Here is a 25041-nt window from a genome sequence, read left to right on the forward strand (position 1 = left end):
TGCGGACGGTCAGTCCTTCCAGAAGATCGAGGTCACGACGCCCCCGGCGACGATCTTCGACTGCGAGCCGTTCGAAGCCGCGGCCGAACCGTCTCCGTGGTTGTAAATGGAGAGCAGTTCGCTGTAGTCGTGCGAGTTCGGGGAAACGTAGGCCGGGTCGCTCTGCCCGGCGTAGTCCATGCACGAACCCGCGTTGGTGAACTGGTGGTCAAGGCCGAAGTCGTGGCCCACCTCCTGGCACATCACGTGCTGTTTGGCGTAGGTGCCCATCGAATAGGAATCGTTGACTTTCGTGGTTCCCCACGCGATGTGCGTGCCGCTCGACAGATCGATTTCGGCGACGCCGAGCCAGCCGGTGCTGCCGTAGGCGTAGTTGCACACCCGGACTTTCCCGGCCGCGGCCGGGCAGCTGCGCCGGGTCGTCGCACTGCTGTCGCTCGAGGACAGGGTGTTCTCGAACACCGGCGACCGGTTCCAGTCCGCGTTGGCCTTGCTGAGGTTGGCGTCCCAGCTCGACGTGACGCTGTCCAGCACGGTGAGCCGCACCGTGCTGGAGGGGGACGAACGAGCCCAGTGGTATCCGTTCCAGCTGTTGCTTGCCGAGGCCTCCGCTGTCGTGGCCGCGAGAGCCGCGACCGCGAACGACGTGAGGAAAAGCAGCCGCCATTTGCGCATGGCAAACTCCTTGCGATTTCCGTGGGGACCCGTCCGGGAGTGCGGACAGTGCGCATGAAGGTAGCCCGGCGCGATCCGGCGGCACAGCTACGAAAGTCGCAATGGGGCCGACTGCTACTTCTCTACTTAGTAGAGTAGTAGTCACCTGCGCCAGTCGGCGGCCTGCCGCTGACCCGACCGGCTCCGGCCGTTCGTCGGATTCCCGTCACGCGGATTTCAACTACGGTCCGTAGTAGTCGCATCGAACGAGTGAAACCCAGGCATGGCACGGTGATCGGCACCCCAGAACATGGCGAGATCAAGATCATCACTGATACGGTCCGCTGACTGTGAGGTGTCATTCCGCCACGAAGCGTCGCGCGTACTGGCGCACTCTGGCTGTCTTCGCCGTGCTCTTCGGTTTCCTGTTCCTGCACGCGGAACGCTGCTGCGAGACCGGACATGCCGAGTCGGCCGTCGTGCATGCCGCGGCCGGGAGCGACGCCGCCGCACCGAGCGACCCCGGATGCGGATCAGGACACCACGGCCACGCCGGCAGCGACACGCTCTGTCGATTCCTTCGCAGCGCCAACGACTTCCTGTGGCTCGCCATGCTCGCTGCAGCCGCCCTGGCCTTCCTGGTCCTCGCGGCCCGGCCGCTCTCGCGCCGGTGGGCAGTCCGGCCGCCGCCCCGGAGACCCTCCGGCCCGGCACTCATGATCGAGCTCTGCGTCTCGCGGACCTGACAGGCGCCGGAAACCCCCGGCCGTCACCCCGTTCCGCCGCGCCCACGCGAAAAGAGAGACTCGATGAACACCGCATTGACCGACGCTGCAACGAATTCTCCCCCGCAACTGCTCACCGCCGCACCGCGGTGCCACAACCCGGCCCGCGCGGTCGGCAACACCCCGGTGCTCTGGGTCGATCAGCCCTTCGCCGCCGGAGGACGCGGTTTCTGGGCGAAGCTCGAAGGATTCAACCCCGGCGGCATGAAGGACCGGCCTGCGCTGCACATGGTGGAGCAGGCCCGCGCCCGCGGCGAGCTGGCGCCCGGCGCCCCGATCGTCGAATCGACGAGCGGCACGCTGGGCCTCGGCCTCGCGCTGGCGGGCATCGTGCACGGCCACCCCGTCACGGTGGTGACCGACCCGGGTCTCGAGCCGATCGTGCACCGGATGCTCTCCGCCTACGGCGCCCGGGTCGAGCTCGTCACCGAACCGCACCCGGCCGGCGGCTGGCAGGAAGCCCGGCGGGAACGAGTGCGGCAGCTGCTCGGCGAGCAGCCGGGCGCCTACTGCCCGGACCAGTACCACAACCCTGACAACGTCGCGGCCTACGCACCGCTCGCCCTGGAACTGGTCGCCCAGCTCGGCCGGGTCGACGTTCTCGTCTGCTCGGTCGGCACCGGCGGCCATTCCGCCGGGGTCTCGCGAGTGCTGCGCGACTACTTCCCGCAGCTGAAGGTCGTCGGCGTGGACACGGTGGGCTCGACCATCTTCGGCCAGCCGGCGGCACCGCGGCTGATGCGCGGGCTCGGCTCCAGCATCTACCCGCGCAACGTCGACTACGCAGGGTTCGACGAGGTTCACTGGGTCTCCCCGGCGGAGGCGGCCTGGACCTGCCGCAGGCTCGCCGCGTCGCATCACGCCACCGGTGGCTGGAGCGTCGGCGCGGTCGCGCACGTCGCCGGCTGGCTGGCCCGCACCGAACCCGCCGACGCTCGGATCGCCGCCGTGTTCCCGGACGGACCGCACCGCTACTTCGACACCGTCTACAACGACGACTACTGCCGGCAGCACGGTCTCCTCGACACGCCGCCCGCCGCGGAACCCGACCGCATCGGCACGCCCGCCGACCGGGTCGTGCGGCGCTGGACCCGGTGCGCGCAGGTCGTCGACCCGACCCTGGCGGTGGCCCGGTGACGTCGCTCATCGCCCGGTACCGGTCCTTCGACCGGCCCGCCCGGCTGCTCATGCTCAACCAGCTGACCATCAACCTCGGCTTCTACATGCTGATGCCGTATCTGGCTTCGCACCTGTCGGCGGACCTCGCGCTGGCAGGCTGGGTCGTCGGGCTGGTGATGGGCGTGCGGAACTTCTCGCAGCAGGGCATGTTCCTCATCGGCGGCACGCTGGCCGACCGGCTGGGCTACAAACCGCTCATCATCGCCGGCTGTGCCCTGCGCACGGGCGGTTTTGCCTTGCTGGGCCTGGTCGATTCGGTCCCGGCGCTGATCATCGCCTCGGCCGCCACCGGGTTCGCCGGCGCGCTGTTCAATCCGGCCGTGCGGGCATACCTGGCCGCGGACGCCGGCGAACGGCGGGTCGAGGCGTTCGCGCTGTTCAACGTCTTCTACCAGACCGGCATCCTGCTGGGCCCGGTCGTCGGGCTCGTACTGACCAGTGTGGCGTTCAAGCTCACCTGCCTGGCCGCCGCGGCGGTCTTCGCGGTGCTCACGGTCCTGCAGATCCGCGCGCTGCCGGCGCACTCGGCGGAACGTCCCGCGCAACCGCGCTCGATCCGGCAGGACTGGGCCGGGGTGTTCCGGAACCGTTCGTTCGTGCTGTTCTCGCTCGCCATGATCGGCTCGTACGTGCTGTCGTTCCAGGTGTACCTCGCGCTCCCGCTCGAGGCACGCCGGATCGCCGGACCCGGCTTCTCCGGCACGGCACTGGTCGCGATCCTCTTCGGCCTGTCCGGGGCCCTCGCGATCGCCGGGCAGCTCCGGATCACCGCCTGGTGCCGCGAGCGGTGGAGCCCGGGCCGCTGCCTGGCCACCGGCCTGCTGCTCATGGCCGCGGCGTTCCTGCCGCCCGCCATGACCGCCGGAGTCGCCGGGGGCCCCGCCGTCCTGACGTGGCTCCCGCTGATCCTGTCCGCGGCGCTGCTGGCCCTGGGCACGCTGGTGGTGTTCCCGTTCGAAATGGACACCATCGTCGCGCTGTCGGGCAACCGGCTCGTCGCCACCCACTACGGGCTGTACAACACGGTGGTGGGCGTCGGGATCCTGCTCGGCAACCTCTTCACCGGGACGGTGCTGGACCTGGCCCGGGATGCCGGGGTCCCCGCCGCGCCGTGGCTGATCCTGGCCCTGCTCGGCGCGGCCTGCGCCTGGGGCATCCGGACCCTCGGCGCGGCGAACCGGCTGGTCCCGGCGGCAGCCTAGGACAGGGCCGTCGACTACCCGGGCTCGTACTGGGTGACGTAGCGCTCAGATGGGCTCGGGGCGTCGGCGGCCCGGCGCTTGAGTACGGTTGGGGCATGGCGGCGAACCGGCTCGGCAGCATCCGGCAGATCCTTCTGCTGGGTGCGCTGGCGCTGTGCGTCGCCGTCATGCATCACGTCAGCCTCCCCGGCGGTTCCGCGGACCCGATGGCTCCGGCCGCCGTGCCCGCCGCGATGGCGGAGGCAGGCGCCGCGCACACCGCGATGGCAAGCGCGGCCGCCGCCGGCTCGGGCGAGGAACACCCCGGTATGCCGGACGGCGCGCACACGATGCTGCACCTCTGCCTGGCCGTGCTGTACGCGGTCGGCGCGCTGTTCCTGGCGCTGCTGGCTTTCCGCCGGCGTACCGCCGCACAGCTCCCGGTCCCCGCCGGTCCGCGCGGCTCGCCCTCGCCCGGGCGGCCGCCGGACAGACGCGGCCGTCTGGTCCTCGCTTCTCTCTGCGTGCTGCGGATCTGACCGGCCGGACCTGCCTGGTCCCCGCCGGTCGTCTCAGCAACCACTTTTCGAGAGAAGGATTTGTCGTGCGCAAAACTCTGGTGATCAGCGGCATCGCGGTGGCTTCGGCCCTCGCGCTCAGCGCGTGCAACAGCGGCGATCAGCCGTCCGGGACGCAGCCGGGCTCGTCGTCCGCCCCCGCGCCCGCGTCGAACCAGCAGGCCGCGGGCCACAACAACGACGACGTCGCCTTCGCCCAGCAGATGATCCCGCACCACAAGCAGGCGCTGGACATGGCGAAGATGGTGTCCTCGCGCAGCACCAACCCGAAGGTCGTCGACCTCGCGAACCGGATCGACAAGGCCCAGGACCCGGAAATCCAGCAGATGCAGGGCTGGCTGAACACGTGGGGCGTCGCCTCCTCCTCGGCCATGCCGGACATGAGCGGCCACAACATGCCGGGCATGAGCCCGTCGTCCATGCCGGGCATGGGCTCGTCCTCGATGCCGATGCCGGGCGGATCGATGCCCGGCATGATGTCCGACGCGGACATGGCCAAGCTCGACACGATGAAGGGCGCCGAGTTCGACAAGATGTGGCTCGGCATGATGATCAAGCACCACCAGGGCGCGGTCGACATGGCCAAGACGGAACTCGCCAAGGGCGGCAACGCCGACGCCAAGGCGCTCGCGCAGAAGATCATCGACGGCCAGCAGGCCGAGATCGCCGAAATGCAGGGACTGCTCTCGCAGGGCTGATCCGGGCCGCCGGGGTCACGGCCGCCGTGGCCCCGGCGCACCGCTTCCCGTTCTTCGGATCTCCACCGGGTTCGTGCGTTCCCGCACGCCGTTTCCCTTCCTGTTCACGGGATACCGACAACTACTTCGCTAGTACTAGATGCGATAGTGGACAAGATCCGCGCGTTACCTTACGGTGACCGCGGGCCGGCGGGGCGGTCCAACCCCGAACGCAGGTCCCCACGACAGGAGATTCCGTACCCGTGACACCGCAACGGCGTCGTGCCTTCCGACATCCGATAGCCGCCACCGCCGCACTCGTCGTCCTCGGGCTGGCCACCTTGCCCGCGGCCGCGCAGGCAGCACCGCCCCCGAGCGGCAGCCAGGACCCGATGCAGCGCTACCAGGAACTCGGCGCGCAGGCGGCCAAGGCCGACGAGGATCTCCTAGGTGCCCAGGAACAGCTCACCGCCCGGCAGAACGACCGCGCCGCTGCCGACGCGGCCGTAGCCAAGGCCAACGGCGAGGTCTCCGGCGCGCAATCGGCGATCGACCGGCTCCGTCCGCAAGCGAACCAGGTCGCGAACGCGGCGCTCGAAGGCGGTTCTCTGAACAACGCGGCGATGCTGCTCGACAGCCGGAACCGGCAGGAGTTCCTCGACCGGGCCGCCGTCCTTTCCCTGCTCGCGGAGCGCAAGAACGAAACCGTGGCCGGTCTGCAGCGGGCGGTCGCCGCCGCGGGCAAGGCCAAGGCAGCGGCGGTGAACGCGCAGAAGTCGGCGCAGCTGGCCGCGGACGACGCCGCCACCGCGCTGGAAGAAGTCCAGGGCCGCAAGGCCGACCTCGACAAGCAGATCTCCGAGGTCCGCAAGGCGCTGACCCAGCTGCCGTCGGCCGACCGCACGAAGCTCGGGCAGGTGCAGGACGACGGTTCCTATCTCGGCCCTCCTGGCGCGGCGAACGACGCGCTGCAGGCGGCGCTGTCCAAACGCGGCTCCGAATACCAGTGGGGCGCCACCGGTCCCAGCCAATTCGACTGCTCCGGGCTGACGTCGTGGGCCTACAAACAAGCCGGCATCACCCTGCCGCGCACGAGCCGGCAGCAGTTCTCCTCAGGCAAAGCCGTGTCCCTGGACCAGCTCGTCCCGGGCGATCTGCTGTTCTACGACGACGGCTCCGGCGACGCAGGTGCGATCCATCATGTCGGCATGTACGTCGGCAGCGGCAAGATGGTCGACGCGCCCACCGAAGGCCAGCTGGTCGACGTGAGGCCGATCCGCGGGGACGGGCACTTGACGGGAGCGCGGCGCATCGTCGGGTGACCCCGGCGGAGCAAGTATCCTGTGCCCCGGAGGTGCCATGCTGAAACTGGGCGAGCTCGAGGCGTCGGTGATGGACGTGCTCTGGAACGCGGCGGAACCCATGCGGGTCCGGGAAGTGCTCGACGAGCTCAACCAGGACCGCAATCTCGCCTACACCACGGTCATGACGGTGCTGGACAACCTGCACCGTAAGGGCTGGGTCGAGCGCGAGATGCAGAACCGCGCGTACCACTACCAGGCGGTCACCTCCCGCGAGGAAGCGACCGCGCAGACGGTGCGCGAGCTGCTGGACTCCACCGACGACCGGGAATCGGTCCTGCTGCACTTCGTCCAGACGGCGTCCGAGGAGGAGTCGGACATCCTCCGCCGGGCGCTGCGCCGGAAGTCGCGGAAGCGGTGATCGTCGCGGCGGCGCTCCTGTTCGGGGCCCTGATCGTGGGCTGGTGGTCGCCGCGCCCGCTGAGCAGGCTGACCGCCGGGCGGATCTCCCCGGGCACGGCGATCGCCTGGTGGCTGCTGAGCGCCGCCGGGGTCCTGGCGGGCGCTGCCGCGGGAGTGCTGCTCCTCGTGCTGCCCGGGCACGGCCCGGCCGACGCCGTGCTGCGGGCACTGCACGACTGCTGGGCCGCGCTCAGCCACGGCGAAGTGCCGCTGCTGGACCCGGTCGTCGGCGGGAGCGCCGGAGCCTTCGCCCTCGTCGGCGCCGTCCGGCTGGCCGTGGCGTCGGCCGGGCGGCACCGCCATCGCAACCGCCAGTACCGCCGCCATCTGGCCGCGCTGCGGGTGTGCGGTCCGGCCGACGCCCGGCCGGTGCCGACGCTCTGGCTGCCGCACGACGAACCGGTCGCCTACAGCCTCGGCGGGCGGCGCGCGATGATCGTGGCCAGCGAAGGGCTCGCCGCCCGGCTGTCGGCACCGGAACTCGACGCCGTCCTGGCCCACGAGCGTGCCCACGTCCGCGGCCATCACCACCTGCTCACCGCCGGTGCGGACATTCTCGGCCGCACAGCACGGTTCATCCCGCTGATGCGTGAGCTGCCCGCCGCCGTCCGGCTGCTCGCCGAACTGTCAGCCGACCACGCGGCAGCCGCCCAGTGCGGCGCCGGACCGCTGCGCTCGGCACTGCTCTCGATCCGCGCCGAGGGCGGTCCCCGGCGTGCGCTGGCCATGGCCGGCGGCGACACCGCCATCCGGCTCGACCGGCTGCGGGAACCGCCGCCCCGCACCAACCGGGCGGCTGCCCGCCTCGCCGCCGCAGCCGGCGGGCTTACCGCGTTCCTGGCCCCGCCGCTGGTCGCGGGCGCGCTGGTGCTCCTCACCAGCCTGGTGTCCTGCTCGTGACGGAGGTTGCCGCCCTGCACCGCGCTCAACGAGTTTCTCGGCACCAGCCGTACCCTCGCCTGAGGCCGTCCACTGAGGACTGTCGCACGATGTCCGTGAAGGACTCCTTGAGGGAATCTGATTCCCTCAAGGAGTCCTTCACGGACGACTACGGGAGCGGGTCCCGGGACGCTGCGCTCAGCCGGCCGCCCGGAATCCGCGCAGCCGCAGGCTGTTGCTGACCACGAAGACCGAGCTGAACGCCATCGCCGCACCGGCGATCATCGGGTTCAGCAGTCCCGCCGCGGCCAGCGGGAGCGCCGCCACGTTGTAGGCGAACGCCCAGAACAGGTTGCCCTTGATCGTCCGCAAAGTGCGCCGCGACAACCGGATCGCGTCCACAGCGGCCCGCAGGTCACCGCGGACCAGGGTGAGATCGGCCGCCTCGATCGCCGCGTCGGTGCCGGTGCCCATGGCCAGGCCCAGGTCGGCCTGAGCCAGGGCGGCGGCGTCGTTCACGCCGTCGCCGACCATCGTGACGACCTTGCCCTCGTCCTGCAGCCGCCGGACCACGTCGACCTTGTCCTTGGGCATGACCTCGGCGATGACCTCCTCGATGCCGACCTCGGCGGCCACCGAGCGGGCGACCGCCTCGTTGTCGCCGGTGAGCAGGACCGGGGTCAGGCCGAGCGCCCGCAACCGGGCGATCGCCTCGGCCGAGGTGGGCTTGACCGTGTCCGCGACGACCAGCACCGCGCGAGCCTGCCCGTCCCAGCCGACCCCGACCGCGGTCCGGCCGTGCCGCTCGGCCTCGGCTTTGGCCGAAACCAGCTCGGCAGGCAGGTGCTGGCTCCACTCCGCCAGCAAGGCCGCACGGCCGACGAGCACCGCAGCCCCGGCCACGACGCCCTGCACGCCGAGTCCCTCGACATTGGTGAAATCCTCGACCGCGGGCAGCTCGCCGACTTTCTCCCGGGCGCCCCGTGCGATCGCCTTCGCGATCGGGTGCTCGGAAGCGTCCTCCAGCGCACCGGCCAGCCGCAGCACCTCTTCGGCTTCGACGCCGTCCGCGGTGTGCACCTCGACCAGCGCCATCTGCCCGCTGGTGACCGTGCCGGTCTTGTCCAGCACCACGGTGTCCACGCGCCGGGTCGACTCCAGCACCTCCGGGCCCTTGATCAGGATGCCGAGCTGCGCGCCCCGGCCGGTGCCGACCAGCAGCGCGGTCGGCGTCGCCAGGCCCAGCGCGCAGGGGCAGGCGATGATCAGCACCGCCACCGCCGCGGTGAACGCCGCCGAAGCGGTGTCCCCGGCACCGAGCCAGAACGCCAACGTCCCGACGGCGAGCGCGATCACGATCGGCACGAACACCGCCGAGACCCGGTCCGCCAGCCGCTGCACCTGCGCCTTGCCGGTTTGCGCGTCCTCGACCAGCTTCGCCATCTGCGCCAGCTGGGTGTCCGAGCCGACCCGGGTGGCCCGCACGACCAGCCGTCCCCCGGCGTTCACCGTGGCCCCGACCACCGAGTCGCCTGAACCCACCTCGACCGGGACGCTCTCGCCGGTGAGCATGCTCGCGTCGACCGCCGAGCTGCCCTCTTCGATCACGCCGTCGGTGGCCACCTTCTCCCCCGGCCGCACGACGAACAGGTCGCCGACCTGCAGCTGCTCGACCGGGATCCGCTGCTCCCGGCCGTCCCGCAGCACCGCGACGTCCTTCGCGCCCAGTTCCAGCAGCGCCCGCAACGCGGCACCGGCGCGCCGCTTCGATTTCGCCTCGAAGTAGCGACCGGCGAGAATGAACGTCGTCACCCCGGCCGCGACCTCGAGGTAGATGTTCCCGTCGCCGGACATCCGCTGCACGGTCAGCTCGAACGCGTGCGTCATCCCCGGCACGCCCGCGGTGCCGAACAGCAGCGCGTAGAGCGACCACAGTGCCGCCGCGATGGTCCCCATCGAGATCAGAGTGTCCATTGTGGCCGCACCGTGGCGCAGATTCGCCCACGCGGCACGGTGGAACGGCAACGCGCCCCACACGATCACCGGCGCGGCCAGCACCAGCGAGATCCACTGCCAATACGTGAACTGCAGCGCAGGCACCATCGCGAGCAGGATCACCGGCACCGACAGCGTCGTCGAAACGATCAGCCGCTGCCGCAACGGGCGAGTGGCGTCCTCCTCCTCGGCGCCGTCTTCGCTCGCCGCCTTCGCCGCCTTGGGCACGGTCGCGCCGTAACCGGCCGCCTCGACCTGCTCGACCAGCTGCTCCGGCGCCACGTCACCGGAGTAGACGACTTTTGCCTTCTCCGTCGCGTAATTGACGGTGGCGGTGACGCCGTCGAGCTTGTTCAGCTTCCGCTCGATCCGCATCGCGCACGACGCGCACGTCATCCCGGTGATGGCCAGCTCGACCTCGCCGGTCGCGGGCAGGTTTTCCACTTCGGCGGTCATGACCCGTTCCTTTCCTGTGCGGTGGTGCTGACGGTGAACTCCGCGGTGTGCACGGCGCCGCCGTGCCGGAAGTCCAGGAACAACCGGTAGCCGCCTGCGGACGGAACTTCCGCGAAGAAGTTCACCGCCGGTCCGGCCGCGGTCTTCCCGTCGCCGGGAGCGCCGTCCGGGTGGACGTGCAAGTAGGCGAGATCGCCCTGCCGCAACGCCACCAGATGGCCGTAGGCGCCCAGATAGGGCTGCAGGTCGGTGATCTCCGCGCCGTTGCGCGTGACCGTCGCAGTCACCTTCGACGCGCGGCCGGGAACCAGGTCCCCGGTCAGCCGGACCTGATAACCGTCCACAGTGGCCAGTCGCGATCCGGGATGCGCCACCGGCCGGAAGTCGCCGGGGGCCACCAGATCGACGCCGAGCGTCGTCCCGCTCCCGCCCGCCGGGGTGTAGTCGGCGAACGCGCGGTAGCTGCCCGCCTCCTTGACCGGCAACGGCACCGTCCAGGTGCCGTCCGGCCCGAGTTGCGGATGCAGGTGCTGATATCCGGCGGTGTCGCGGCGCACCACGATGAAGTGCATGCGTTTCTCGTGCTCGACGTCGAACGCGGTCACTGCCGCGCCGTCGGGCCCGGTGATCCGGAACGCGAAGGGGTTCGTCGTGCCGGGGGTGAGCGTCGTGCTGGTGGGCGTGAGGGTGTAAGCGCCCCTGGACGACGCCAGCCCGCCGGGCTGGTCGGTGTTCGCGGCCTCCGCGACGGTGCCGCTGTGAGCGTCCCCGTGCCCGGCGTCCTCTTCGCCGTGCACCCCGGCCGCACCGGAGAAGGGACCGACAGCGGTGCCGATGCCCCAGCCGCCGCCGGCGACCAGAGCAAGCGCCACACCGTAGGCGGAGAGCTTCGCTGCTGTGTTCATGTCCTCAGTCCTCACCGCGGGCTTGGCCCGCAGTCCGAAGAGCCGCCGCTCAGGCGGTCAGCTGGTAACCGGCTTCTTCGACCGCGCCGCGCACGTCCGCGACGTCGATGTCCTTGACGGTGCGCACAGTCACCTTGCCGGTCGGCAGGTCGACGTCGACGCCGGTGACGCCGTCGATCCCGCTGACCTCCTCGGTGACCGAACGCACGCAGTGCTCGCAGGTCATGCCGGTCACGGTGTAGGTCTGCTCGCTCACGGTTCTCTCCTTCTGGGACAACGGTTTTCAGGAACGGACGAGACGGGCGATGGCGTCGCTCGCCTCGCGGATCTTGTCGTCGGCGGCCGCTCCGCCCTCGGCGACCGCGTCGGCGACGCAGTGGTGCAGGTGCTCGTCCATCAGCCCGAGCGACACCGCCTGCAGCGCCTTCGTGGCCGCCGACACCTGAGTCAGGATGTCGATGCAGTACTTGTCGTCCTCGACCATCCTCTGCAGCCCCCGGATCTGGCCCTCGATCCGGCGCAGCCGCCTGAGGTAGTCCTCTTTGCCTTCGCTGTAGCCGTGGGGCCCGGTGGCCGCGGGTGACTCGCTCATGGCACCTTTATACCCTAGGGGGGTACCGTAGTCAAAGGACCCGACGACAGGAGCCGACATGACCCGCCTCACCCCGCCCGCGACGTCCGCCGCACCGGAGAAATCCCGGCAACTGCTCGACGAGATCACCGCCCGCACCGGCGAGGCCGGGGCGATGGTCGCGACGATGGCGCACTCGCCCGCGCTGCTGCAGGGTTATCTCGAACTCTCCCGGGCGATCAAACGGGTCAAGCTCCCCCGAGCGCTCAGCGAGAAGATCTCCCTCGCCGTCCAGGAATGGCTCGGCTGCGCGCTGTGCCTCGCCGCGCACACCGAGGCGGCGCGCGCCGCGGGACTGTCTGACCTGGACATCTCCCTAGCCCGGCAAGGCACGTCGGCCGACGCCCGAGAGGCGGCACTGATCACCTACGCGGTCCGCGTGCTCGCCGAACCGGCCTCGATCTCCCACGGAGACATCGCGGATCTGCGTGCGCACGGCTGGACCGACCGGGCGCTCGCCGACGTCGTCGGCCTGGTGTCGCTCAACCACCTCACCGGCGCCTTCAACCTCGTCGCCGGGCTCGAACCGTGAAGACCCCTTGGGGAAATCTGCTTGGGGCTCCTCAATGGGCTCAGCATGGACTTCTCCCCGTCTTTGACCCGGGTGGGCGCGTGATTGGCGTGGCGCGAGGGGGCGGCTCCGGCCAGCTATACTAGAAGTCATAGTAGTCGGCGGCGAGCTGCCCGTTGGAGGTCCGGTGCGCGGTCTCGGTGAGCTGGAACGGGCGGTGATGGACGTCCTGTGGGAGACCGGTTGCCCGGTGAAGGTGCGCGACGTGCTCGACCGGCTCGACACCGGCAAGGATCTCGCCTACACCACGGTGATGACGGTGCTGGACAACCTGCACCGCAAGGACTGGGCGGTCCGCGAGCGCGCCGGGAAGGCGTACCTGTACCGGCCGTCGATCAGCCGCGCGGAGGCGGCGGCGCGGTCTCTGCGCGAGGTTCTCGCCGAGTCCGGGGACGCGGAGGCGGTCCTGCTGCACTTCGCCCGCTCCGCGTCGGCCGAGGAGTCCGAAGCGCTCCGGCAGGGTCTGCGACCGCCCCGATGACGGCAGCCCTCGCGTTGCTGCTGGGCGCTTTCCTCGCGGGCCGCGCCGTTCCCGGGCTGCTCGGCCGGGCCGACTTGACCCGCACCGATCCGTCCGCCCTGCTCACCGCGTGGCTCCTGGCCACGGCGGGCGTGCTGGCGGCGGCGGTGTCCGGCATCGTGCTGCTGCTGTTTCCCGGCCACGGCACCGGAACGAGCGTGGTGTCCGCCGTCCACGGCTGCCTGGCGGCGATCTCGCACGGCACGTCTCCGCGGGCCGAGGAACTCGCGGGGCTGGCCGGTGCCGTGCTGATGGCCGCGCTGGCAGTCCGGTTCGCGGTGATCGGGCTGCGGATCGCCCGCCGCCGAGCCCGAACACGACGCGAGCATCTGGCGCTGCTGCGGATCGCCGCGCGGTGCGAAGGCGGTGCACCGGCGATCTGGTGGCTCGACCACGACCGGCCGCTGGCGTTCAGCGTGGCCCGCGGCCGCGGTGTCATCGTCGCCACCGAAGGACTGCGCCGGCAGCTGCCCGCCCGCGAGGTGGCCGCCGTGTTGACCCACGAGAAGGCGCATCTTCGCGGCCGGCATCATCTCCTGGCCGGCTGGGTCGAGGCGATGGGCCAGGCGCTGCCGTTCGTTCCCCTGTTCCGCCGGGCTCCGGCCGCCGTCCGCGAGCTGGTCGAGCTGACCGCGGACGCGGCCGCCGTCCGCCGTCACGGCGCCGAAGCGGTGCGCGCGGCCTTGCTCGCCGTCGCTGGGCACGGTGCGCCTGACGGGTCTCTGGCGATGGCACGGGACGGCGTGGCCGTCCGGCTGGCACGGCTGGACGCGGGCACGGCGCCGCCCGGTCGGCTGCGCCGAGCGCTGTCCTGCGGTTTCGCCGCGACGGCGGCGACCTCGCTACCGGTGCTGATGGGCGCGACGCTCTTGTTCGGCGTCGCGATCGCGACCTGCCCGCTGTCGGCGGTGTAGCGCCCGCAGACGCGCGTGGCCGTTGCGGAGCCGATGCCGGGAGAGCACCGCCACCACGACGATCTTCAGGACGACCAGGCCGAGCAGAATGTCGGCGAGTACGCTCGTCCATTCCCAGGACGCCAGCGCGAGCCCGCCGACCACCAGGTGCGCGGCCACCGCCAGCACGACTGCGACAGCGAGCGCCGCGGTGGTCCGCCGTTTCCGCGGACGTCCGGGGTTCTGGGACACGGGCCCGACGGAGTCGACGCGATCCCAGGCGACGCGCAGGCCGTCCCGCCGCCCGAACCGCTCGAGGGTGGCGGCGAGGACTTTTTCGGCCGCGCGCAGGCGGTCCTCGTCGTCGATGTCGAGCCGGACAATCAACGTGTCCTCGGTCGCACGCAGAATGCACCGCCCCCAGCTGAACTCGATCTTCCCGGCGGTGCCGGTCCATTCGACGGCGCCGACCTCGGGCCGTGCACCGCGGGCATGCAGTCCATGCGCCTTCCCGCCCATCGCCTTGGCGTGCCGGCAGAGCTGGACGAGGTACCGGCTCGCGCGCGAGGTCCGGATGCGGGCTTCGGACACCGGCATCGGTCAGATCCTCGTCAGGGCGGACAGCCAGGCGCGAATGCCGTCCGGGTCGGGAACGATCTCGATGGCGGCCGGTTCGATCGCGTCGATCCGCCAGCCCTCGGCGAAGGCGGCGACGATCTCGTTGCGGCGGACCCGATGCACGTGCGACCAGTCGTCGCCGGTTTCCCGGTCGCTGAAGCACAGCATGAAGTACCGCCCGCCCGGCGCCACTGCGGCGCGAAGGCTCTGGGCGAAGGCGGCGCGGTCGTCGGCGCCGAAGATGTGGAACAGCCCGCAGTCGAGCACCGTGTCGAACGTCCGGCCGAGGTCGCCGAGACGGCGTGCATCGTGCTGCCGGAACTCGGCGGTCAGCTCGCGGGCGCGAGCCTTCTCCTCGGCCGCGCGCAGCGCCGTCTCAGCCAGGTCGACCCCCGTGGCGTCCAGGCCGAGCGAAGCAGCCATCAGCACGTGTTCGCCGGTCCCGCAGCCGACGTCGAGGATCCGGCCCTGGATCTTCCCGGCGTCGGCGAGCTGGCGGAACGCCGCCTGCGGCCGGCCGATGTCCCAGGGCGGCCGGCGCGCGTAGAGCTGGTCCGGACTGCTCGGCGGCCTGCCGTCGGAGGCCGCCGCAGAGCGGCTGGTCGCCGTCACGCTCGCCGGGCTGCGTCAGCCGGGATAGACGAACCGCCGGTGGATCAGGTGGGTGTCGTCGGAGAGCGTTTCCTCGCTGATCCGCCCCCGGCCGTCGAGAGCGAGGACGACATCGGTGGACGCCGCCGGGTACCCGAGCGCCAGCCGCACCGGGCGGCCGTCCGGGGAGATCCGGGCGGCGAGCGGCGCGACCCCGGAGGCGTAGGGCTCCTGCGCGGCGAAGAACGACCCGGTCAAATCCAGCCGCTGCGGCGGCGGGGCGGCCGCGGACGTGTCGCTCGTGACGGATTCGTAGACTGTCAGTTTTCCCGCGGACTGCAGCTTCTCGACCGCTCGGGAAAGATCTCCGTTCCCGGGACGGGCGAGCCAGGGCACGATCAGGCTGACCGCGCCGCCGTGCCACCCGGCCGCCCCGGCATTCAGGGTCAGGACATTGTCCCCGCTCCGCCAGTCCACAGTGGACACGAAGCAGCCTTCCCCGCAGCCGCGGAAGGACAGATCGGAGTCGCCTGCGCTGAGCCGGCCCGAAAGCGAGAAGTCCTGCGCCGCTCGCGGACTGTAGTAGTCGCCGCGTCGTGGCGTGCTCAGGCGCACCACGAGCTGCCCCTCGCTGGCCGCGGCGCCCACGCCGACCTGCCCGGCCAAGGTACCGAGCGGCACGACCGGGCCCCTCGCCGGCGGCGGGCCGGACTGCTGGGACCCGGCAGGCGGAGTGGAGACCAGGACCGCGCTCGCCGCGAGCACGCCGATCAGCACGACGGCCTCGACCCGGGCCACCGCCCGGACGCCGCCGAGCCGGTTCCCGCGCGCCGCGAACCGGCCGGCCAGCGCGGCTGCGGCGGCGACCGCGACGAGACCGATTTTGACCAGCAGGACCTGGCCGTAGGCCGTGTCGAAGAGGTCCGACAGCGGAATCAGGACCACGGCGCTCAGCGCGCCCGTCGCGACCACCGCGGCGAACACCCATCCCGCGAGCCGCAAGTATCCCGCCAGCACCCACCGGACCGCAGGAGGCCGCGCACGCCAGGCGAACGCCGTCCGCACCACGTACACCAGCGTGCCGGCCCAGACCGCGACCGCGGCCAAGTGCACGGTGGTCAGCGCTGCCCCCCAGCCGGGGATCGCCTGGTTCGCGTGCGAGCGGAGGCCGTCGGCGACCACCACGGCCAGCAGCGGTAGCACGCTCGTTCGGCGGAACCGTCCGCTCGCGGCAATTCCGAGCGCGAGCGCGACGACCAGCCCGGCGGATTCCGCAAGCAGCAGCAGCCCGACCCGGCTGCGCCACGCATCTGCCCCGGTTCCGGCGAGCAACACCGCCACCAGTCCGGCAGACCCGGCGAGCGCGACGAGCGTCCCGGGTGCCAGCTGGGACCTGGGCGCGCGCAACGCCGGATTCTCCGCGCGCGCCGACGCGGTGAAGCGTTCGCCGACGAGTCCGCCGAGCGCGACGGCCACTCCCGCGAACAGCAGCCAGCGAAGCGCGGCTTCGAGCCAGGAGATCGAGCTGCTGCCGCTCGTCCCCGACCCGGTGATCGTGGTGCCGATCGCGAACCGGAATTCCTCCTCGACCTGGTCGCCGTCGGATCCGGTGACCCGCCAGCGCACGCTGTAGACACCGGGCGCGAGAGGCCCGGCCGGGCGTGCGCTGAGGTTCTGCCCGCCACGCGCGAGCGTCGGCGCGCCGAGCGGAACCTCCCGGCCGGAGCCGTCGAGGAGGGTGACGGCCCGCTGGCCGACGGTCACGGGTTCGTTGAACGCCAACGTGATCAGAGTCGGCGCCGTGGGCACCGCGGTGTCCGGGGCCGGATCGGTGAACAGCAGTGTCGGATGCGCGCTGGCCGGAGTCACGGCGGCGAGCAAGGCGCCGAGCGAGAGCACCAGCAGCACCGCGGCCCGTGCGGCCGACCGCCGCGCAGAGCGCGCGGCGGTCATCCGTTCGTCCGGCGCTTTTCCAGCGCACGGCGCAACTTCCGCTCCGACAGCCGGCCGTAGGAGAACGGTTCCCCGTCGATCAGGACTCCCGGGGCGAACAGGACGCCCGCTGTCGTGGCAAGTGCGCGGCCCTCGTCGGTCGCGAGAGCGATTTCCTTGACCTGTAACGGGAATTCAGCGCCGACTCGATCGAGCACGCGTTGGGCGTCGGCGCAGAAGGCGCAGTCGTCCTGGGTCAGCAGGGTGATGTCGAACCGGTCGGTCACGAGGCGCGCTCGGCCTTCAGGTCGGTGAGCAGCTTCTCGGTCGGCAGGAACATCGTGTAGTCCGGCGCGCCGCCGTAGTCCGCGCGCCAGCGGATCGTGCCGTCCGGACCGACCAGGACGAAGGTGTGCCCGTCGCGCGTTTCGCCCATCATGCCGTACTTGTTGGCGTGGTAGGCCTGCGACACCCGCAGGTCCGGATCGGACAGCACCGGAGTGGCCAGCTTCTCGTCGGCGGCCTTCTGCCCGATGAGTTCCGCCGGGTCGGTGGTGATGGACACGACGCTGTCGACGCCTGCCGTCTTGAGCGCGGCCTGGTTCTTTTCGAGGTCTTTGATCTGGTCCCAGCACGGCTGGCAGGACAGCCCTTCCTGGAAGTACAGCAGCACGTTCTTGCCGCGGAAGTCCGCCAGGCCGACCCGGGCGCCGCGGTCGGACGCGAGAGTGAACGCGGGCGCCGCGGCCCCGGCTCCGGGCGCACCCGAAACGTGCTTGTAGCCGGAGCCGGCGGCATCGGCCGAACTGCCGCCCTGCGAGTTCCGGTAAACGACGAACAACACGACGACTGCGACCACCACGACCGCCGCCACGCCGATGATCGTCGTCCGCCGGGTCTTAACGCTGCTGCTCACGGGAATTCTCCTCGGAAGGTCGAGTACGGTCGGCGGATCTCGTTCGCAGGACACGGCGCAGGAGCAGCGCGAAGCCGAGTGCGAGCAGCACCGCGAGGCCCCATCCGGGAAGCCAGGACAGCCGGCCGGCCGCGACGCTGCTCAGGTGCTGCAGCCAGGCGGACAGTTCGACCTGCCACCCGCCGCCGCTCATGCCCGGCCCGGTGAACGCCAGCACCACCGCGAGGACGCCCATGAGCATCATCAACGCCCCGCTGACCAGCGTGCCGAGCGCGATCTCTCGCTGCCGCAGGCGCACCTTCCGGTCGGTGAGCAGCCGGGTCGCGTGTTCGCGGCGCTTGTCCCACAGCAACGCCACGACCGCGAGCGGGACCACCATGCCCGCGACGTAGGCCGCGCCGATCGCCAGCGCCGCCGGGAACGACGCGGCCGCGCCGGACAGCACCGCCACTCCGGCCAGCACCGGCGCGCAGCAGGCGCTGGCCGCACCGGAGAAGGCACCGAGCACGTACGCCGAGCCGAAGCTGCCCTCGCGCACCGCGCGGCCTCCGGGCATCGGCAGCCGCGGCTTCCAGCCCGCCAGCGTCGCGAGCCCGCCGGCGATCATCAGCGCACCGCCGATCGAGAAGATCCAGCCGTGCTGGGTGAGCAACAGGCTGCTCAGGAACGTCGCGCCAAGACCGATCGGCAAGATGACCGTCGCTACGCCCGCGCCGAACACCAGCGTCGCGGGGACCACTCCGCCCCGATGGCGGAACCCGGTCGCCAGGTAGGCGGGCAGCATCACCGACACGCAGCAGGGCGCGAGCAGCGCCACTACGCCGCCGAGGAACGACGCGAGCAGCGTCGAGCCGAACAGCACCTCGCCCACGGCCGCCTCCCTGCATCCTACGATCTACGTACGGAGATAGTACTTAGCTGGCGTGAGGTCCGCGTAGCGGCCCCGGCTACCCTGGAGATGACGGCGGAGGAGGTCGGATGCGCGGATTCGGGGATCTGGAAGCGGTGATCATGGACCGCGTCTGGCGCCGCGGCGGAACGATGACGGTCCGCGCCGTTTTCGAGGACCTGCTGCAGGAGCGGGAAATCGCCTACACCACCGTGATGTCCACGATGGACAATCTGCACGGCAAGGGCTGGCTCTCCCGCGAACGCCGGGGAAAAGCCTTCGTGTACTGGGCCACCTTGAGCCGAGACGAGTACAGCGCCCGGCTGATGCGGGACGCGCTCGACGCGGGCGGCGACCCCGGCGCCGTACTCACGCACCTGGTCGAACAGCTCACCGACCAGGAGTCGACCGAACTGGGCCAGGCCCTGCGGCGGCTGAAGCGGACGCGAGGCGCCCGATGAGCGTCGCCGCCTGCCTCCTGCTCTACAGCTTCGCCGTCGCGGTGCTCGCGCCGCGCCCCCTGCGCCGGCTGACCCGCCGCGGAACCGCTCCCCGGCTCGGCGTGCTGGCATGGCTGGCGGTCATGGTCAGCGTGGTGGGCTCGTGGGCGACCGCGGCCGGGTCGCTCGCCGTCGAGGCCGTCGACGACTGGGGACGCCCTGCCCAGCTGGCCAGCACGTGTTTCGCCGCTGTGCAGGCCGTGGCCACCGGTCGCTACGGCATATTCCTGCAGATCGGGCTCATCGCGCTGGCCACGGCCGCCGCAGCCGCTCTCGTCGCGCTGGCCTGCCGGCTCGGACGCGCCTTGTGCACGGCGCGCGCCCGCACTCACGAGCACGCCTCCACCGCTCGCATCGTCGGCCATCGGGTCGAGGGCGTGGACGCGGTCGTCTTGGACGCCCCCGAGCGTGCCGCCTACTGCGTCGCCGGACGCCCGGGCACCATCGTCGTCACGAGCTCCGCGCTCGACGTCCTCGACCGGCGGAACCTCGCCGCCGTCCTGGCCCACGAACACGCCCATCTCGACGGCCGGCATCACCAGATCCTCGCGTTCACCCGCGGGCTGGCGGCGATCCTGCCGCGGGCCGCCTTGTTCACGATCGGCGCCGCCGAAGTCGCCCGGACGCTGGAGATGTGCGCCGACGACGCGGCCGCGCGCAGGCACGGACCGGACGCTCTCCTGGACGCCCTGCTGGCGCTCACCGGCCAGCCTCCGCTCCCGGCCAGAGCCATGGGCGCCACCGGTGCGAGCGTGCTGGCCCGCGCCGAACGCCTGACCCTTCCCGCGGCGCCGTGGACGCGGTGGCAGTCCCGCCTCGTCCTCGCGCTCGTCACGCTCGCGGCGGCCGGCGGTCCCGTCCTGACCGGGCTGCTGGCGGCCAGCGGCCTCGGCGTGTGCGACCTGTCGTTCAGCTGACCCCGGCGCCTGTCCACCCGCGAGCGAGCAAACCGGCCTCAGCCTGCTGGCGAATCCACAGAATGGCGACGGCCACCGCGAGCGCGACCAGCAGCGCCCGTCGCCAGCCGGTCGGCAACCGGACCTTCAGCCACCGCCGGCGGGCGATGCCGATTCCCGCGCGGAGCAGCAGACCGGCCACGATCGCCGCGAGCGGAAACACCATCGGGTTGTACCGCGCGGCCCCGGCAACATCGCCGGACAGCAGAAGAAACGCTGCCCGCGTCCCGCCGCAGAACGGGTCCATGACGCCGAGGTAGTGCAACGGGCCGTGGACGTCGACCGGCGGAAGCCCCGCCACGCGCAAGCCAGCCGCCGCAGCACTCGCCACGACAGCGGAGAGCGTCCATGGCCGCTGTGAGTCGCGGACGCTCCACTCGACTCGCATCACCATCCGCCGACCTTGGCACGAAAGGCGTGAAACCGTTGTCATTACACCGTAATCGACGAGTGTGCGCCCGACCGGATCGTCGTCTACTATCAAAGTACGTAGATACCAGCCCTGGAGGTTCTCATGCAGTCACTGTTCCTGGGCATCGCAGCACTGGCCTGCCCGGTCGGGATGGGCTTCATGATGTGGATGATGTCGCGCGGCCAGCACAAGGACCGCGACGACAGCACGCACCAGGTCGAGCAGTTGCGAGCGGAAATCGACCAGCTCAAAGCCGACCGCGCCCACACCGGCCGCTGATGCCGGTCTGGCTCGCCGCACTGTTCGCCGTGTGCGCCGTCACCGCGACGTACTTTTCTTGCCTACGGCCGCATCTACGCCGCAACACTCGCCCGGGAGATGACAATGGCGGACCCGAAAATCCGCGCGTCTGACGCAGACCGAGAGGAGACCGTGGAGCGCCTGAGCCACCAGGTCGCCGCGGGCCGCCTCTCCATGGACGAGTTCTCCGAACGCGCCGCCCGCGCGTACGACGCGAAGACAGCAGGCGAACTGACCGCGCTGACCGGCGACCTGCCCCGCCCCTCGCCGCCTCGTTCACCCGCGCGCAAGCCGAACACCGTCCTGATCGTCGCACTCGTCGCCATTGTCGCCCTCATCGCTTTAGGCGTGCTCGCAGTCGTCCTCATGGGGTCGATGATGGGCAACATGGGCCCGATGCACCCGTGACCGCCCCCACCTACTAACCTACGAAGTAGATACGTAGGAGGTGGGACGATGCGGGCAACGCGCAGCCGCTGGTGCACGCTCGCCGTCGCCGGACTGGTGCTGCTGACCGCGTGCGGCACCGGGAAGGACGCGGTGGCGCAGGGCGGCACGTTCGAGTTCGTCTCCCCCGGCGGCCGGACCTCGATCTTCTACGACCCGCCGCACACCCGCGGCACCAGCCCGGAACTGGCCGGGGACGACCTGGCCGATCCGGGAAAACAGCTCCGCGTCTCCGGATATCCGGGCACTGTCGTCGTCCTGAACATCTGGGGATCCTGGTGCGGGCCGTGCCGCGCCGAAATGCCGCAGTTGCAGCAGGTCTACGACGAGACCAAAGCGTCCGGCGTCCAGTTCCTCGGCATCGACGTACGCGACGAGCCGCGGACCGCGCCGCAGGACTTCGTCCGCGACCGGCACGTCACCTACCCCTCGATCTACGACCCGCCGGGCCGGTCCCTGCTGGCGCTGAAGGGATACCCGCGCAACGTCGTGCCGTCCACCATCGTGCTCGACCGCCGCCACCGCGTCGCCGCGGTCTTCCTCACCTCCCTGCTGGACACCGACCTCCGCCCGGTCGTCCAGCGGCTGGCCGCCGAACCCGCCGACGGAGGTCCGGGCGCGTGAACCTCACCGACCTCGCCGTCTCCGGCCCGCTGCTCCTTGCCGCCCTCCTCGCCCTGGCCGCCGGAGCGGTGTCCTTCGCGTCGCCGTGCTGCCTGCCCCTGGTGCCCGGGTATCTCGGCTACCTCGCCGGCCTCGTCGGCGCCGAACCACCGCTGGCCGGGCCGGGCGAGACGTCGCTGCCCGCCCACGGGCGGTGGCGCGTCGCCGGGGCGGCGCTGCTGTTCGTACTGGGGTTCACCGTCGTCTTCGCCGCGACGACCGTGGCGGTGCTCGGGGTCTCGGATGCCTTGCTGGCCAACGAGGAAGTCCTGCAACGGCTCGGCGGTGTCGTCACCATCGCCATGGGACTGGTCTTCCTCGGATTGTTCCCGCCGCTGCAGCGCGGGATGAAGCTTCGGCACAAGCCCCGCGACGGACTCTGGGGCGCCCCGTTGCTGGGCGCGGTGTACGGCCTTGGCTGGACCCCGTGCCTCGGCCCGACGCTGGCCGGCGTCATCGCGCTCGCCAGCGGAACCGAGGCGGGGCCGACCACCGGCCGCGGCCTGCTGCTGATCGCCGCGTACTGCCTCGGGCTCGGCCTTCCGTTCATCCTGCTCGCGCTCGGCGCCCGCTGGGCAGTCCACGCGACCGCGTGGGTGCGCCGCCACATCCGCCGCGTCCAGCAGGTCGGCGGCGCGCTTCTCCTCCTCGTCGGCATCGCACTGGTCACCGGCCTGTGGGGCGAGATCATCGCCTGGCTGCGCGGCCCGATCGCCGGATTCTCCGTTCCCCTTTGACGCTAGGAGTGCTCATGGCAGGCAAGAAGACCGACCGCAACCCGGTGCTTCGAGCACGGAAAGGCCAGGGACGCAGCACCCCCTTGCTGATCGGCGGCGTCGTGGCGGTCGTCGCGCTGCTGGTCGTCGTCATTGTCGTGGTGGCGAACACATCCAAGCCTCAGGACAACGCCACCGCGACCAATCTGAACAGCCCGCCGGCGACCACGGCGGTGGGCCGCGCCACCCCGCCGCCGTGGCCCGCACCCGCCGACGCGACTGCCGCCGTACGCGCGGCCGGGCTGCCGATGCTCACCGAGGAAGGCGCCGTCGAGCACATCCACGCCCATCTCGACGTCCGCGTCGACGGCCGGGCAATCGAGGTTCCGGCGTTCCTGGGCATCGACCAGAACCGGGCCAGCATCAGCCCGCTGCACACCCACGACCCCAGCGGCGTCGTGCACATCGAATCACCGGTCGCCCGCCGCTTCAGCCTCGGCGAACTGTTCAGCGAATGGGACCTCAGCCTGTCCGCGAACAACATCGGCAGCCTCCGCTCCGGAGACGGCAAAACGGTGCGCGTATTCGTCAACGGCAAGCAGCAGAACGGAAATCCCGCCGCCGTCACGTTCTCCGCACACGACGAGGTCGCAGTGCTTTACGGCACCCCGCAGCCCGGCGAGAACGTGCCGTCGCGCTACGACTTCCCGTCCGGCGAGTGAGCCGCGAGGGGCCGGCCGCGCTGCGCCGCTGCCGCCTCGCCGTTGTGTCTGAGCGCGCGCACCGCACAACCCAGCAGGCACACCAGCACAGCGCGGCCGACCTCCGAGGCGAACACCTGCCGCATCCGATTCGAACCTGACGCCGTCACGGGTCTCCCCTTCCGCACGCGCAACCGGCCGTCTGAACCTGTTTTCACGGCTCAGGCCACTTCGTACCCCGCCTCAGCCACCGCGGACCGCACCACGGCGGCGTCGACGAGCCCGTCGCTCACCACGGTCAGCTCTCCGCTGGAGACGTCGGTGGCGACTTCCGAAACGCCCTCGACGCCCTGAACCGCAGACGTCACCTTGGCCGAGCAACCCGAGCACGTCATGCCCTTCACCGTGAAGACAGTGGTAGCCATCCCTGGATCCTTCCGTTGACTGTTGCCTTGCGGTGAACCAGTCCGCCCACCGAATTACATTACCCCCGTAGGGTACACATGCCAAGATCTCCGCGCGACAGCCAAAACCGAAACACGCGGTGCCGCCGACGGTCGCGACGGCCCTGCCGTCCAGCCTCCGCGAACACCCGGCCGCAGGCAGCGGACACCGCGGAATATCCGCGCATTCCCGGCATCCCGCGACATGACTGTAACGATCTACTATCCAAAATAGTCTTAGACGGCGTAGTCGCCACTCGCGACCAGACCACAGGACTACGGAGGCAAGGATGGCGCTCGCCGGCACCAGCGGCCAGGTCAAGCAAACCAGGCACGAGGCACGCAACGATCGCGTCGGGGCACAATATGCCGATACCGCCCTGGTGTCCGGATATGCCACCTCGCACGACGGGTGGGGTCCGCCGGCCCGGTATTTCCGCTCGCGTCTCCATGTCGTCGACGAGGTGCTCGGACAGTGCCGCGGCGGCGATCTGCTGGATGTCGGCTGCGGGCCGGGCATGCTGGTACGCCACCTGCTCGACGCGCGGCCGGGCGACTTCCGGATCACCGCCTGCGACCGGTCGCCGGCCATGATCGACGCTGTCGGCCGGCAGACCGGACGGCACCGCGATCTGCGTCTCTCGGTGGCACGCATCGAAGAGCTGCCGTTTCCGGACGCGAGCTTCGATGTCGTCCTCGCGACCGGAGTTCTCGAGTACGTGGACGTGCGCCGGGCGCTGGACGAGATCGCGCGGGTGACCCGGCCGGGCGGACTGGTCGTGGCGACAATGCTCAACCCGCTGAGCCCGTATCGCGCCTTCGAATGGTTCCTCTACTGGCCCGCATTACGGCTGCTGGGCCGGGCCGAGCGGCTGCTGGGCATCCGGCCCGATCGGCGCCACGGTGTGCGCAGATCCGGAATCCGCGCCTTGACCTCCCGCCGGCTCAGCGGAGCCTTGCGCACCGCGCGACTGCGGCCCGAGGACGTCGTGTTCTATGACATCACCGCCTTGGTGCCGCCGTTCGACAAGGTTGCCCGGCGATGGACCCGGCGGTGGCGCAGCCATTTGGAGACCACCACGAGCCGCGGCCGCCGCGGATGGCTCGGCACCGGCTATCTCGTCGCCGCACGGCGAGCGCCCGATCCCGAGCTGACGGCACGCTCCCGCGCGATTCCCCGCCTCCGCGGTCCATCTGCTTCCCCGCACTCCTGACCGCGGCCCCGCCGACGAGAATTCACCGCGCTGTTTTGCGGATTACTGCGACAGTGCCGTCGTACCCTCCCGTCGC

At 71.0% G+C, this 25041-nt stretch carries 31 protein-coding genes; 18 read left to right on the forward strand and 13 right to left on the reverse strand.

Annotated features, from left to right (window positions below; translation table 11 throughout):
* Positions 1–9 precede the first annotated feature (9 nt).
* Complete coding sequence (locus tag ABD793_RS18420; protein WP_344861469.1) at positions 10–675, reverse strand: zinc metalloprotease; 666 nt, start codon at positions 673–675, stop codon at positions 10–12.
* 788 nt (positions 676–1463) lie between these two features.
* Here ABD793_RS18420 and ABD793_RS18425 point away from each other — a divergent pair.
* The 7 genes from ABD793_RS18425 to ABD793_RS18455 all read left to right on the forward strand — a co-directional run bounded on the left by ABD793_RS18425 (position 1464) and on the right by ABD793_RS18455 (position 7717).
* Positions 1464–2576, forward strand: coding sequence for a PLP-dependent cysteine synthase family protein (locus ABD793_RS18425; protein WP_344861471.1), 1113 nt, complete (start codon positions 1464–1466; stop codon positions 2574–2576).
* Complete coding sequence (locus ABD793_RS18430) at positions 2573–3820, forward strand: MFS transporter (RefSeq protein ID WP_344861473.1); 1248 nt, start codon at positions 2573–2575, stop codon at positions 3818–3820. The genes ABD793_RS18425 and ABD793_RS18430 overlap by 4 nt, the downstream gene beginning before the upstream one ends.
* A 95-nt stretch (positions 3821–3915) precedes the next feature.
* The gene (locus ABD793_RS18435) at positions 3916–4338 is read left to right on the forward strand and encodes a hypothetical protein (RefSeq protein WP_344861475.1); all 423 of its coding nucleotides are present in this window, start codon (positions 3916–3918) and stop codon (positions 4336–4338) included.
* Between the two features lie 65 nt (positions 4339–4403).
* Entirely contained in the window at positions 4404–5075 is a 672-nt protein-coding gene (locus ABD793_RS18440; RefSeq protein WP_344861478.1) for a DUF305 domain-containing protein, read from the forward strand.
* Between the two features lie 242 nt (positions 5076–5317).
* Positions 5318–6376: a C40 family peptidase gene (locus ABD793_RS18445; protein ID WP_344861480.1), complete on the forward strand. Its 1059-nt coding sequence runs from the start codon at positions 5318–5320 to the stop codon at positions 6374–6376.
* Between the two features lie 37 nt (positions 6377–6413).
* Positions 6414–6776, forward strand: a complete 363-nt coding sequence (locus ABD793_RS18450) for a BlaI/MecI/CopY family transcriptional regulator (RefSeq protein WP_344861482.1) — start codon at positions 6414–6416, stop codon at positions 6774–6776.
* Entirely contained in the window at positions 6773–7717 is a 945-nt protein-coding gene (locus ABD793_RS18455) for a M56 family metallopeptidase (protein ID WP_344861484.1), read from the forward strand. Before ABD793_RS18450 ends, ABD793_RS18455 begins: the two co-directional genes overlap by 4 nt.
* Positions 7718–7894: 177 nt before the next feature.
* Here ABD793_RS18455 and ABD793_RS18460 read toward each other — a convergent pair whose 3' ends face one another.
* The 4 genes from ABD793_RS18460 to ABD793_RS18475 are packed head-to-tail and all read right to left on the reverse strand — an operon-like array spanning position 7895 to position 11644.
* Complete coding sequence (locus ABD793_RS18460) at positions 7895–10147, reverse strand: heavy metal translocating P-type ATPase (protein WP_344861486.1); 2253 nt, start codon at positions 10145–10147, stop codon at positions 7895–7897.
* Entirely contained in the window at positions 10144–11052 is a 909-nt protein-coding gene (locus tag ABD793_RS18465; protein WP_344861489.1) for a hypothetical protein, read from the reverse strand. The genes ABD793_RS18460 and ABD793_RS18465 overlap by 4 nt, the downstream gene beginning before the upstream one ends.
* 49 nt (positions 11053–11101) lie before the next feature.
* On the reverse strand, positions 11102–11308 hold the full coding sequence (locus tag ABD793_RS18470; protein ID WP_344861491.1) for a heavy-metal-associated domain-containing protein: 207 nt from the start codon (positions 11306–11308) through the stop codon (positions 11102–11104).
* A gap of 27 nt (positions 11309–11335) precedes the next feature.
* Complete coding sequence (locus tag ABD793_RS18475) at positions 11336–11644, reverse strand: metal-sensitive transcriptional regulator (RefSeq protein ID WP_344861493.1); 309 nt, start codon at positions 11642–11644, stop codon at positions 11336–11338.
* Positions 11645–11702: 58 nt separating this feature from the next.
* On the opposite strand from ABD793_RS18475, the gene ABD793_RS18480 reads away from it, so the two are divergent.
* The 3 genes from ABD793_RS18480 (at position 11703) to ABD793_RS18490 (ending at position 13688) form a co-directional block, all read left to right on the forward strand.
* On the forward strand, positions 11703–12215 hold the full coding sequence (locus tag ABD793_RS18480; RefSeq protein ID WP_344861495.1) for a carboxymuconolactone decarboxylase family protein: 513 nt from the start codon (positions 11703–11705) through the stop codon (positions 12213–12215).
* 166 nt (positions 12216–12381) lie between these two features.
* Positions 12382–12735, forward strand: a complete 354-nt coding sequence (locus ABD793_RS18485) for a BlaI/MecI/CopY family transcriptional regulator (RefSeq protein WP_344861498.1) — start codon at positions 12382–12384, stop codon at positions 12733–12735.
* Positions 12732–13688, forward strand: coding sequence for a M56 family metallopeptidase (locus tag ABD793_RS18490; protein WP_344861500.1), 957 nt, complete (start codon positions 12732–12734; stop codon positions 13686–13688). Before ABD793_RS18485 ends, ABD793_RS18490 begins: the two co-directional genes overlap by 4 nt.
* On the opposite strand, the gene ABD793_RS18495 is transcribed toward ABD793_RS18490, so the two are convergent.
* From ABD793_RS18495 to ABD793_RS18520, 6 genes are read right to left on the reverse strand one after another with little or no spacing between them, the layout of a single operon-like run.
* Entirely contained in the window at positions 13617–14264 is a 648-nt protein-coding gene (locus ABD793_RS18495; RefSeq protein ID WP_344861502.1) for a DUF2218 domain-containing protein, read from the reverse strand. The two genes, ABD793_RS18490 and ABD793_RS18495, sit on opposite strands and share 72 nt — an antisense overlap.
* Positions 14265–14267: 3 nt before the next feature.
* Positions 14268–14897 (reverse strand): class I SAM-dependent methyltransferase, encoded by a 630-nt coding sequence (locus tag ABD793_RS18500; RefSeq protein WP_344861504.1) that lies wholly within the window; start codon positions 14895–14897, stop codon positions 14268–14270.
* A gap of 15 nt (positions 14898–14912) precedes the next feature.
* Positions 14913–16829, reverse strand: a complete 1917-nt coding sequence (locus ABD793_RS18505) for a copper resistance CopC/CopD family protein (RefSeq protein WP_344861506.1) — start codon at positions 16827–16829, stop codon at positions 14913–14915.
* On the reverse strand, positions 16826–17095 hold the full coding sequence (locus ABD793_RS18510) for a glutaredoxin family protein (RefSeq protein ID WP_344861508.1): 270 nt from the start codon (positions 17093–17095) through the stop codon (positions 16826–16828). The genes ABD793_RS18505 and ABD793_RS18510 overlap by 4 nt, the downstream gene beginning before the upstream one ends.
* Complete coding sequence (locus ABD793_RS18515; protein WP_344861509.1) at positions 17092–17724, reverse strand: peroxiredoxin family protein; 633 nt, start codon at positions 17722–17724, stop codon at positions 17092–17094. Before ABD793_RS18515 ends, ABD793_RS18510 begins: the two co-directional genes overlap by 4 nt.
* On the reverse strand, positions 17708–18595 hold the full coding sequence (locus tag ABD793_RS18520; RefSeq protein ID WP_344861511.1) for a cytochrome c biogenesis CcdA family protein: 888 nt from the start codon (positions 18593–18595) through the stop codon (positions 17708–17710). Before ABD793_RS18520 ends, ABD793_RS18515 begins: the two co-directional genes overlap by 17 nt.
* A gap of 107 nt (positions 18596–18702) precedes the next feature.
* Here ABD793_RS18520 and ABD793_RS18525 point away from each other — a divergent pair, with 107 nt between their 5' ends.
* On the forward strand, positions 18703–19074 hold the full coding sequence (locus ABD793_RS18525) for a BlaI/MecI/CopY family transcriptional regulator (RefSeq protein ID WP_344861512.1): 372 nt from the start codon (positions 18703–18705) through the stop codon (positions 19072–19074).
* On the forward strand, positions 19071–20030 hold the full coding sequence (locus ABD793_RS18530) for a M56 family metallopeptidase (RefSeq protein WP_344861514.1): 960 nt from the start codon (positions 19071–19073) through the stop codon (positions 20028–20030). Before ABD793_RS18525 ends, ABD793_RS18530 begins: the two co-directional genes overlap by 4 nt.
* Here the strand turns inward: ABD793_RS18530 and ABD793_RS18535 are convergent.
* Positions 20023–20463 (reverse strand): DUF2752 domain-containing protein, encoded by a 441-nt coding sequence (locus tag ABD793_RS18535; protein ID WP_344861516.1) that lies wholly within the window; start codon positions 20461–20463, stop codon positions 20023–20025. The two genes, ABD793_RS18530 and ABD793_RS18535, sit on opposite strands and share 8 nt — an antisense overlap.
* 120 nt (positions 20464–20583) lie before the next feature.
* On the opposite strand from ABD793_RS18535, the gene ABD793_RS18540 reads away from it, so the two are divergent.
* The 5 genes from ABD793_RS18540 (at position 20584) to ABD793_RS18560 (ending at position 23329) form a co-directional block, all read left to right on the forward strand.
* Entirely contained in the window at positions 20584–20760 is a 177-nt protein-coding gene (locus ABD793_RS18540) for a hypothetical protein (protein ID WP_344861518.1), read from the forward strand.
* A 105-nt stretch (positions 20761–20865) separates the two neighbouring features.
* Positions 20866–21189: a DUF1707 SHOCT-like domain-containing protein gene (locus ABD793_RS18545; protein ID WP_344861520.1), complete on the forward strand. Its 324-nt coding sequence runs from the start codon at positions 20866–20868 to the stop codon at positions 21187–21189.
* 48 nt (positions 21190–21237) lie between these two features.
* Positions 21238–21852: a TlpA disulfide reductase family protein gene (locus ABD793_RS18550; RefSeq protein ID WP_344861522.1), complete on the forward strand. Its 615-nt coding sequence runs from the start codon at positions 21238–21240 to the stop codon at positions 21850–21852.
* Positions 21849–22628 carry a cytochrome c biogenesis CcdA family protein gene (locus ABD793_RS18555; protein WP_344861524.1) on the forward strand — a complete coding sequence of 260 codons (780 nt, stop codon included), beginning with the start codon at positions 21849–21851 and terminating at the stop codon, positions 22626–22628. Before ABD793_RS18550 ends, ABD793_RS18555 begins: the two co-directional genes overlap by 4 nt.
* 14 nt (positions 22629–22642) lie before the next feature.
* Complete coding sequence (locus ABD793_RS18560) at positions 22643–23329, forward strand: hypothetical protein (protein ID WP_344861526.1); 687 nt, start codon at positions 22643–22645, stop codon at positions 23327–23329.
* A gap of 200 nt (positions 23330–23529) precedes the next feature.
* Here ABD793_RS18560 and ABD793_RS18565 read toward each other — a convergent pair whose 3' ends face one another.
* Complete coding sequence (locus ABD793_RS18565; protein WP_344861528.1) at positions 23530–23733, reverse strand: heavy-metal-associated domain-containing protein; 204 nt, start codon at positions 23731–23733, stop codon at positions 23530–23532.
* A gap of 308 nt (positions 23734–24041) precedes the next feature.
* On the opposite strand from ABD793_RS18565, the gene ABD793_RS18570 reads away from it, so the two are divergent.
* Positions 24042–24965: a class I SAM-dependent methyltransferase gene (locus ABD793_RS18570; protein ID WP_344861530.1), complete on the forward strand. Its 924-nt coding sequence runs from the start codon at positions 24042–24044 to the stop codon at positions 24963–24965.
* Positions 24966–25041 lie beyond the last annotated feature (76 nt).

This window comes from Amycolatopsis ultiminotia (assembly GCF_039536925.1).
Taxonomy (GTDB): domain Bacteria; phylum Actinomycetota; class Actinomycetes; order Mycobacteriales; family Pseudonocardiaceae; genus Amycolatopsis; species Amycolatopsis ultiminotia.